The organism is Nocardioides sp. P5_C9_2 (assembly GCF_054049555.1).
On sequence record NZ_JBFUMD010000098.1, the window covers coordinates 1 to 9,499 of the forward strand.

A 9,499-nucleotide genomic window follows, 5' to 3' on the forward strand; every position below is an offset into this window, starting at 1 on the left:
CCCGGCGGCCGGTGCGGCCGCGGCGTGGCTCACCGCTCGCGCAGCCGGCGGGCCTGGTCGCGCAGGCGACGGACCGGGGTCTCGGCGTCGGTGCGCTCGGCGGCCTCGCGCGTCATCACGGTGAGGGCGTCGAGGGCGGCGCCGAGCTGCAGCTTGGGGCTGACCCGGTCGGGGTTGCGCCACGGCTCGTCCGGGTCGGGGCGGCGGGGGCGCAGGTCCTCCACGTCGCCGATCACGTCGACGCCGCTGCCCTTGATCCAGTCGATCCACTGCTGGCCCTGCGCCTCGGCGTGGTCGAAGCGCTCGGGGGGCAGCCGGACCGGGATCGAGTCGCGGCTGACCAGCACCTCCTGGGCGAGCAGCTCGCGGATGAGGCCGTCGTACGTCGCGTCGCGCCACATCGGCAGCTCGAGGCGGCGGTTGAGGCGGCGCAGCAGCTGGGTCTCGGCGATGCCGAGGCTGCGGTTGGCGCGCTCGGAGTCGAGCGGCGCCCACGCCGGGTCGATGCCGAAGGCCCGGCAGAACCGGAACCACAGCTCGTTGCCGGTGGGCCCGCGATCGTGCGGGACGGTGACGACGTGCACCCGCTCCGGAGGGAGCTTGGCGCCCCAGTTGCTCAGCACCGCCGGCAGGTCCATCGCACTGCGGAACCACGTCTGGCCGCGCTCGACCTTGGTGAGGAACCGGGTGAAGGTCCACTTGCGGCCCTGCTTGATGCTCTCCTGCCAGGCCGCCGGCAGCTGGCGCCCGAGGTCGCGCGCCGAGTAGACGACGTGGATCTCGCTGCCCTCGAGGTCGTTCATCACCCGGGCGATCTTGTCGGGCTTGGCCGGGGCCAGGATCTCGTGGCTGATGACCACGGTGCCGCTCGCACGGCGTACCCGCTTGACCATCGCCTCCCACGCGCCGTGCGCGTGCCCGGGCGTGCCGCCCCAGTCCTGCTCGAGCAGGTCGAGCGCCGCGCGGAAGTGGAACAGGTCCGCGTCGACGAAGCGGCTCTTGGTCGGGATCGTCACCCCGTGCGCCGAGAGGGACGACTGGTTGAGCATCAGCCGGTCCTGCAGGTACGTCGTCCCCGTCTTGGGGGCCCCGATGTGGAGGTAGACGACGCGGCTCATGCCCCGGAGTCTGCCAGTGCTCGTACGACGGCGCTGGGACTGGGGCGTCCGAGCCGCCCGGCCATCCACACGCTGGTCGCCACCACCGCGTCGAGGTCGACCCCGTGCTCGATGCCGAGGCCGGTCAGCATCCAGACGAGGTCCTCGGTGGCGAGGTTGCCGGTGGCCGACTTCGCGTAGGGACAGCCCCCGAGGCCGCCGGCGCTGGCGTCGAAGGTGGTGATCCCCTCCTGCAGCGCCGAGTAGGCGTTGGCCAGCGCCTGGCCGTAGGTGTCGTGGAAGTGCATGGCCAGCTGGTCGGTGCGCATGCCGGCGTCGACGAACCCGTGGACGAGGTCCTTGACGTGGCCGGCGGTGCCGACCCCGATGGTGTCGCCCAGGCTGAGCTCGCTGGCGCCGAGGTCGAAGAGCCGCTTGCCGACCGAGACCACCTGGTCGATCGGCACCGCCCCCTCCCACGGGTCGCCGAAGCACATCGAGACGTAGGCCCGGACGTCCAGGCCTGCCTCGCGGGCCCGGGTCACCGTGGGCTCGAACATCGCGAACTGCTCGTCCAGGCTGCGGTTGAGGTTCTTCTGCGCGAAGGTCTCGGTGGCGCTGCCGAAGATGGCGATGTGCTTCATCCCCAGCTCGAGGGCCCGGTCCAGGCCGCGCTCGTTGGGGACGAGCACGGGGTGGACGCGTCCCTCCTCGCCCAGCAGCGTCATCAGGTCGGCGGCGTCGGCCAGCTGCGGCACCCACCGGGGGTGGACGAAGCTGGTCGCCTCGACGACCGGCAGGCCGGCGGCGACCAGGCGGCGTACGAACTCGGCCTTGTCCTCGGTCGCGACGACCGCCTTCTCGTTCTGGAGGCCGTCGCGGGGACCGACCTCGTAGATGGTGACGCGCTCCGGCAGCACCGACGCCTCAGGCATCGACCTCGGCCTCCTCGACCACCATCAGGACGGCGCCGAGCGGCACCTGCTGGCCGGTCGCGACGTGCACCTCGGTGACGGTGCCCGCGAAGGGTGCCTTGAGCGCGAGCTCCATCTTCATCGCCTCCATGGCCCCCAGCGTCTCACCCTCGGCCACCTGCTGGCCGACGGCGACGAGGACGTCGAGGACGGTGCCCGGCATCGGCGCCACCAGCGTGCCGTCGCCGACAGCCGGGCCGTGGTCGGCGAAGGCGTCGGGCCGCTCGAAGGAGTAGCGCTGGCCGTGGTGGGCCACCTCGACCTTGTGCGCGGTCGCATTGACGTACGACGTCTCGCGGTGGCCGTCGAGGGACAGCTCGGCAGTGTGGTCGGCGAGCCGGTGCTCGCTGACGGCCACGTCGTCCACCCGGTGGCCGGGGACGTCGACGCGCAGCTCGCGCCGTCCGTCGCGCGTCTCCAGCGCCACCAGCGTGCGGGCGGGCGGACCGGCGACCCGCCAGCCGTCGGTGGCGAACGGGTCACCGGGTGCCTCGGAGAAGCGCGGGCTGTGCAGGACCGCGTCGACCCACGCCGCGGCCACCAGCGCGACCTCGGGGTCCGGAGCCGCCAGCTCGGCATGGTCGAGCCACGCCGTGTCGATGGTCGCGTCGCGGAACTCCGCCCCGGCCGCCAGCGCCCGCACGAAGCCGGTGTTGGTGGTGAGGCCGAGGATGCCGGTGCGGTCGAGGGCGTCGACCAGCGTCGTGCGGGCCGCCTCGCGGTCCTCACCCCAGGCGATGACCTTGCCGAGCATCGGGTCGAAGCCGGAGGTGACGACCTGGCCGGACTCGAGGGCCGCGTCGACGCGGACCCGCGCACCCGTCCCGGCCCCGGCCGGCGGGGCCGAGAAGGGCTCCGCGGGCCACCGGACCAGCTCGGCGGTGCCCGCCTGCGGCAGGAACCCGCCGAAGGAGTCCTCGGCATAGATCCGCGCCTCGATGGCGTGACCCTCGACGGTGACGTCGTCCTGGGTGAAGCCGAGCGGCTGCCCGGCGGCGACCAGCAGCTGCTGCTCGACCAGGTCGATCCTCCTCCCGCGGACCCGCACGACCTCCTCGGTCACCGGGTGCTCGACCTGGAGACGGGTGTTCATCTCCAGGAAGTAGACCTCACCGGAGTCGCTGTCGAGGAGGAACTCGACGGTGCCCGCGTTGGCGTAGCCGACCTCCCGGGCGAGCGCCACGGCACTGCCGGTGACGAGCTCGCGCTGGGCCTCGGTGATGGTCGGGGCCGGCGCCTCCTCGAGCACCTTCTGGTGGCGGCGCTGGGTGGAGCAGTCGCGCTCGAAGAGGTGCACGACGTTGCCGTGGTGGTCGGCCAGGACCTGCACCTCGATGTGGCGCCCGTGCTCGACGTACTTCTCGATGAGGATCGTGTCGTCGCCGAAGGCACTGAGCGCCTCGCGGCGCGCGGCGGCCAGCGCGGCGTCGTACTCCTCGGCGGAGCGGACGATGCGCATCCCCTTGCCGCCACCGCCGGCGGCGGCCTTGACGAGCACGGGGTAGGCGAAGCCGGCCGGGTCGGCGTCGTTCGCGTACGACGGCACGACGGGCACGCCGGCGGCCACGGCGATGTCGCGCGCGGCGTCCTTCTTGCCCATCGCGTCCATCACAGCCGCGCTCGGACCGACGAGGAGCAGGCCCTCGGTGCCCTCGATCGCGCGCGCGAAGGTCGAGCGTTCGGAGAGGAAGCCGTAGCCGGGGTGGATCGCCTGAGCGCCGCTGCGGCGGGCGGCGTCGACGACGGCCTCGACGTCGAGGTAGCTCGCCACCTCGACGGCCTCGTCGGCCGCGCGGACGTGGGGGGCGTCGCGGTCCGCGGCGGTGAAGATCGCCACCGTGCGCAGGCCCGTCGCGCGGGCGGTACCCAGGACGCGCAGGGCGATCTCACCGCGGTTGGCGACCAGGACGGTGTCGATGCGGCGGCTGCCGCTCAGGGAGGTCATGCGATCACATCCGGAAGATGCCGTAGGAGGGGTCGGGCACGGGGGCGTTGGCCGCCACCGCCAGGCCCATGCCGAGCACCCGGCGGGTGTCGGCGGGGTCGATCACGCCGTCGTCCCAGAGCCGCGCCGTGGAGTAGTACGGCGAGCCCTGGGTCTCGTACTGCTCGCGGATCGGCGCCTTGAACGCCTCCTCCTGCTCGGGCGTCTCGAGGTCGGTGCGCACGGTGGCGAGGACGCTGGCCGCCTGCTCGCCGCCCATCACCGAGATCCGGGCGTTGGGCCACATCCACAGGAAGCGCGGGTCGTAGGCACGTCCGCACATGCCGTAGTTGCCGGCGCCGAACGAGCCGCCGATGACCACCGTGAACTTCGGGACCACCGAGCACGCCACGGCGGTGACCAGCTTGGCGCCGTCGCGGGCGATGCCGCGGTTCTCGTACTCGCGCCCGACCATGAAGCCGGTGATGTTCTGCAGGAAGACCAGCGGGATGCCGCGCTGGTTGCACAGCTCGATGAAGTGCGCGCCCTTGAGCGCCGACTCGCTGAACAGGATGCCGTTGTTGGCGATGATCCCCACGTCGTAGCCGTGGATCTTGGCGAAGCAGGTCACCAGGGTCTCGCCGTAGAGCTTCTTGAACTCGTGCATCCGGCTGCCGTCGACGATGCGGCGGATGACGTCGCGCACGTCGTACGGCGTGCGGGTGTCGGTGGGGACGACGTCGTACAGGCTCTCGGGGGACTCGTGCGGCTCCTCGACCGGACCGGGCTCGATCCGGCGACCGGGCTGCGGGTAGCCGGACGACCTCGGGAGGGTGTCGACGATGCTGCGGACGATGGCCAGTGCGTGCGCGTCGTCCTCGGCGAGGTGGTCGACCACGCCGGACCTCCGGGCGTGCACGTCGCCGCCGCCGAGGTCCTCGGCGCTCACGACCTCCCCGGTCGCGGCCTTCACCAGCGGCGGGCCGCCGAGGAAGATCGTGCCCTGCTCCTTGACGATCACCGTCTCGTCGGACATCGCCGGCACGTAGGCGCCACCGGCGGTGCAGGAGCCCATCACCGCGGCGATCTGCGGGACGCCCTGGGCGCTGAGGTTGGCCTGGTTGAAGAAGATCCGGCCGAAGTGCTCGCGGTCGGGGAAGACGTCGTCCTGCATCGGCAGGAACGCGCCGCCGCTGTCGACCAGGGCGATGCAGGGCAGGTTGTTGTCCGCCGCGACGGTCTGCGCGCGCAGGTGCTTCTTGACCGTCAGCGGGTAGTAGGTGCCGCCCTTGACGGTCGCGTCGTTGGCGATCACGACGCACTCGCGGCCGTTGACGCGGCCGATGCCGGTGACGATGCTCGCGCTCGGCACGGCGTTGAGGTCGTCGGCGTCGCGGCCGTACATCCCGTACGCCGCCAGCGGGCTCAGCTCGAGGAACGGGCTGCCCGCGTCCAGCAGCCGGTCGACCCGGTCGCGGACCAGGAGCTTGCCGCGGCCGGTGTGCTTGGCCCGGGCCGCCTCGCTGCCCCCCTGGCGGACGGTTGCCAGCCGCTCGTGCAGGTCGGCGACGAGGTCGCGCATCGAGGGGGTGGCGGGGGTGCTGGTCGCTGACGTGCTCGCGGTGGCGTCGGTCACGGCGTCAGGTTAGCGATCATTAACCTGTCCTGTCGACCGGTCGGCCCGGCTCCCCCGACAGCGCCATCGCTCGCACCGCCGAGACGTGCTGGGTCAGGATCGTCCGCACGCCCCGGTCGGTCAGGCGGTCGGGCAGCCCCAGGCCGAGCTCGCCCTCCGGCGGAGCGACGGCGATGGTGACGATCTCCTCCGCGAGGCCCGTCACGAGCGCCCGCAGGATGCGCGCCTGCCGCAGGGCCTGCGCACGGCTCAGCCCCATCCCGAGGCACAACCGCAGGCAGAGCTCGAGCAACCGGTCGTCGTTGGCGCTCACCAGGACGGCCATGTCCCAGTCGTGCCTGGCCCACGCCTTGTAGGCGTGCAGCAGGCGGAGGTGGTGGAGCCCGTCACCGTCCGTCGGCAGGCGGGTCGCGAGGGTCGTCACGGCGTCCGCGACGGTGGCGTCCTCGTCCGGGACCGGCGCCTTCCGGAGCGCGCCGGCGAAGTGGTCCTCGATGCCGGCGAAGGCGCAGGCCAGCAGGAACGACTGGGTGCGGTAGTGGTGGCGCACCGTGCTCGGGCTCAGGCCGCCCTCGGTCGCGACCGCGCGCACGGTGACGGCTCCGCACCCGGATCGCAGGATGATGCGTTYGGCGGCGTCGAAGACCGCCACGTAGTAGGAGAAGTTGGGTGTCCTCATGACGGGTCCCTTTCCCCGTCCGGGCGAGCTCAGCGCGTTGTCCACAGGATTCGCGCATCTGCGCCGGAATGGAGCCGATCGACACCCGGAGCTCGCGCACGTGCACGACCGACACCCCTCCCCACTCGCCAAAGCTGCGCACATAGACGACCGCAACCCCGCCCGCCAGAGCTGCGCACGTGGACGAACCCGCCGGCATGGTTAGCGGGCGCTAACCTTGCCGCGTGAGCCCGCGGCGCCAGCAGATCCTCGACATCGCCGCCGACCTGTTCGCCCAGCGCGGGTTCCACGGCGTCTCCGTGGCCGACCTCGGCGCCGCGTGCGGGATCTCCGGCCCGGCCCTCTACAAGCACTTCCCGTCCAAGGACGCCGTGCTCGCCGAGATGCTGGTCTCCATCAGCGAGGAGCTGCTCGCCGTCGGCCGGCAGCGCGCCGAGGCGGCAGCCACCCCGGCCGACGCCGTCGCGGCGCTCATCGAGTGGCACGTCGAGTTCGCGCTGGCCCATCGCGCGCTGATCGTCGTACAGGACCGGGACTGGTCCTCGCTCGCCGACGACGCGCGCGAGCAGGTGCGCACGCTGCAGCGGGCCTACGTCGACGTGTGGGCCGGACAGCTGCGCCTGGTGCACGCGGGGCTGGGGCTCGATCCCGCCCGGGCGATGGCGCACGTGGCGTTCGGCCTGCTCAACTCCACGCCGCACAGCAGCCTGCTGCCCGACCCGCAGATGCACGACCTGCTGCGGGACATGGCCCTCGGGGCGCTGCTGACCCCTCGCTAGGCTGAGCCGCATGAAGCTCAGTGACACGCTCGAGACCGCGTTCAACGCGCAGATCACGCTGGAGTTCCAGGCCTCCCTGGTCTACCGCCAGCTGGCCATCGAGCTGGAGCTGCGGGACCTGCCCGGCATGTCCGCGTGGCTGCGCCACCAGGCGGACGAGGAGATCGTGCACGCCAACAAGTTCATCGACCACGTCGCCGACCGTGACAACCACCCGCAGATCGGTTCCATCCAGGCCCCCAGCGTCGCCGTGGACTCGGTGCTCGACGCCTTCCGGGCCGCGCTGGCGCACGAGCAGAAGGTCTCGGAGTCGATCCGCAACCTCTACCGGACCGCCGAGGCCGAGGGCGACCTCGACTCCCGTCCGCTGCTCAACTGGTTCCTCGAGGAGCAGATCGAGGAGGAGGCGACGGTCAACGAGATCATCGGCCGGGTCGTGATGATCGACGACGACGGCCCGGGCCTGCTGCGCCTCGACGAGGAGCTCGGCATGCGCCCGGTCGCCACCACCGAGCCGAAGGCCTGAGCCTCACCACCAGCGCGAGAGGTCGGCCCCCGGATCGGCCTGGAGCGCCGCCAGGATCCGCTCCGCCCGCAGGGCCGCGTCCTCCGCGACCGTGAGGTCGTCGGCCACCGGGTCGGTGACGGCGAGCGCGTGCAGGCCGGCCAGCAGCTCCTCGCGGGACAGGCCGCGGAGCTGCAGCAGCACGAACGGATCCGCCTGCAGCAGCCAGCCCACCTGGGTCAGCACGGCCAGCGCGTGCGGGCAGGGGTCGAGCCACGAGTCGCACGTGCAGGTCGAGCCCAGCTCCGCGCCGTACGGGAGCAGCTCGATGCCGGCCTCCTCGCACGCCTCGAGCAGCGCGTGGGGCAGCTGCCCGGCGAGCATCGCGGCGATCCGCCCCGACTCCGCGCCGACCAGCTCGACGAAGGTGGCGCGGTCGCGGTCGTCGAGGGTCGGGACGCCGATCGTGACCGTCCAGGCATCATCCCCCTCGGTGACCGCCGCGACGGCGGAGCCGGGGTCGACCGCGATGGCGCCGACCTCACCGGCCCGCGCGAGCGCCCGCCCGCGGCGCAGCTCGGCCACCCCGAAGGCCGACTCCTCCACCGCCCGACCCCAGGCCTTGCTCCACCAGGTGCCGGCTCCCCCACCGCGGCGGGGCGGGATGCGGGGGTGGGTGATGGTCTGCGCCCCGGTCACGGGCCCGTCCCGCGCAGCTCGACCAGGTCGCGCAGCTCGTCGTTGCTCAGCTCGGTGAGCCCGGCCTCGCCGCGCCCCAGCACCGTGTCGGCGAGCGCGCGCTTGCGGGAGAGCAGCTCGGCGATCTTCTCCTCGATGGTGCCCTGGGTGACGAACCGGTGCACCTGCACCGGACGGGTCTGACCGATCCGGTAGGCCCGGTCGGTGGCCTGCTCCTCGACGGCGGGGTTCCACCAGCGGTCGACGTGGATGACGTGGTCGGCCCGGGTGAGGTTGAGCCCGGTGCCGCCCGCCTTGAGCGACAGCAGGAAGACCGGCACCCCACCGTCGGAGCCGGGCCCGGCCTGGAACCGGGCCACCATCGCCTCGCGCTCGTGGACCGGGGTGCCACCGTGCAGGAACTGGTGGGGCACCCCCGCCCGGGCCAGGTGTCGCTCCAGCAGCCGCGCCATGGCGACGTACTGCGTGAAGACCAGCGCGGCGCCGCCCTCGGCGAGCACGGTGCCGATCAGCTCGTCGAGGAGGTCGAGCTTCTCCGAGCGGCCGGCGGGACGCGGGTCGGTCTGCTTGAGGAAGTGCGCCGGGTGGTTGCAGATCTGCTTGAGTCCGGTGAGCAGCTTGAGGACCAGCCCGCGGCGGGTGTCCTCGTCGGCCTCCTCGATGCGCCGCATGCAGTCGCGCACGTAGGTCTCGTAGAGGACGACCTGCTCGCGGGTCAGGCCGATGAGGTGGTCAGTCTCGGTCTTGGCCGGAAGCTCGGGCGCGATCCCCGGGTCGGACTTGCGCCGGCGCAGCAGGAACGGCCCGATGAGGTCGGCGAACTGGCGCGCCTTGGTCGGCTCGAGGCCCGACTCGATCGGGGCGGCCCAGACCTTGCGGAAGGCGTTGCGGCTGCCGAGCAGGCCGGGGATCGCCCAGTCGAGGATCGCCCACAGCTCGGTGAGGTTGTTCTCCACCGGGGTACCCGTCAGCGCGACGCGGGCAGCGCTCGGAATGGTGCGCAGGGCCCGAGCCGTGGAGGACTGGGCGTTCTTGACGTGCTGCGCCTCGTCGGCCACCACCAGCCCCCACGGCACGCCTGCCAGCTGCTCGGCGTCGTTGCGCATCGTCCCGTACGTCGTCAGCACGAACCCCGGGTCGCCCAGCACCTCGCCGGCAGCGAGTCCCTCCAGCGTGCGCCCCGCGCCGTGGAGGCGCCGGACGGGT

At 72.6% G+C, this 9,499-nt stretch carries 9 protein-coding genes; 2 read left to right on the top strand and 7 right to left on the bottom strand.

All coding sequences use genetic code 11. The annotated features are described in order from the left end of the window. Positions 1-29: 29 nt before the first annotated feature. From ACXJKL_RS07175 to ACXJKL_RS07195, 5 genes are all read right to left on the bottom strand, one after another. Positions 30-1,118 carry a hypothetical protein gene (locus tag ACXJKL_RS07175; protein WP_457206372.1) on the bottom strand — a complete coding sequence of 363 codons (1,089 nt, stop codon included), beginning with the start codon at positions 1,116-1,118 and terminating at the stop codon, positions 30-32. Further along, a complete protein-coding gene (locus ACXJKL_RS07180) occupies positions 1,115-2,032 on the bottom strand; it encodes a hydroxymethylglutaryl-CoA lyase (RefSeq protein ID WP_457206373.1) in 918 nt (305 codons plus the stop codon). Before ACXJKL_RS07180 ends, ACXJKL_RS07175 begins: the two co-directional genes overlap by 4 nt. Next, on the bottom strand, positions 2,025-4,016 hold the full coding sequence (locus ACXJKL_RS07185) for an acetyl/propionyl/methylcrotonyl-CoA carboxylase subunit alpha (protein WP_457206374.1): 1,992 nt from the start codon (positions 4,014-4,016) through the stop codon (positions 2,025-2,027). The genes ACXJKL_RS07180 and ACXJKL_RS07185 overlap by 8 nt, the downstream gene beginning before the upstream one ends. A 4-nt stretch (positions 4,017-4,020) precedes the next feature. Next, on the bottom strand, positions 4,021-5,577 hold the full coding sequence (locus ACXJKL_RS07190) for a carboxyl transferase domain-containing protein (RefSeq protein ID WP_457206380.1): 1,557 nt from the start codon (positions 5,575-5,577) through the stop codon (positions 4,021-4,023). Between the two features lie 73 nt (positions 5,578-5,650). Then, the gene (locus ACXJKL_RS07195) at positions 5,651-6,310 is read right to left on the bottom strand and encodes a hypothetical protein (protein ID WP_457206375.1); all 660 of its coding nucleotides are present in this window, start codon (positions 6,308-6,310) and stop codon (positions 5,651-5,653) included. 224 nt (positions 6,311-6,534) lie between these two features. Between ACXJKL_RS07195 and ACXJKL_RS07200 the strand changes: the two genes are divergently transcribed. Together ACXJKL_RS07200 and ACXJKL_RS07205 are read left to right on the top strand one after the other, a co-directional pair. Continuing rightward, entirely contained in the window at positions 6,535-7,089 is a 555-nt protein-coding gene (locus tag ACXJKL_RS07200; RefSeq protein WP_457206376.1) for an SACE_7040 family transcriptional regulator, read from the top strand. Between the two features lie 10 nt (positions 7,090-7,099). Further along, positions 7,100-7,615 (top strand): ferritin, encoded by a 516-nt coding sequence (locus ACXJKL_RS07205; RefSeq protein ID WP_457206377.1) that lies wholly within the window; start codon positions 7,100-7,102, stop codon positions 7,613-7,615. Positions 7,616-7,618: 3 nt separating this feature from the next. Here the strand turns inward: ACXJKL_RS07205 and ACXJKL_RS07210 are convergent, their stop codons facing one another. Next, the gene (locus ACXJKL_RS07210) at positions 7,619-8,293 is read right to left on the bottom strand and encodes an SWIM zinc finger family protein (protein ID WP_457206378.1); all 675 of its coding nucleotides are present in this window, start codon (positions 8,291-8,293) and stop codon (positions 7,619-7,621) included. Beyond that, positions 8,290-9,499: DEAD/DEAH box helicase (locus tag ACXJKL_RS07215; RefSeq protein WP_457206379.1), on the bottom strand; the 1,210-nt coding region annotated here is incomplete at its 5' end. The genes ACXJKL_RS07210 and ACXJKL_RS07215, both read right to left, overlap by 4 nt.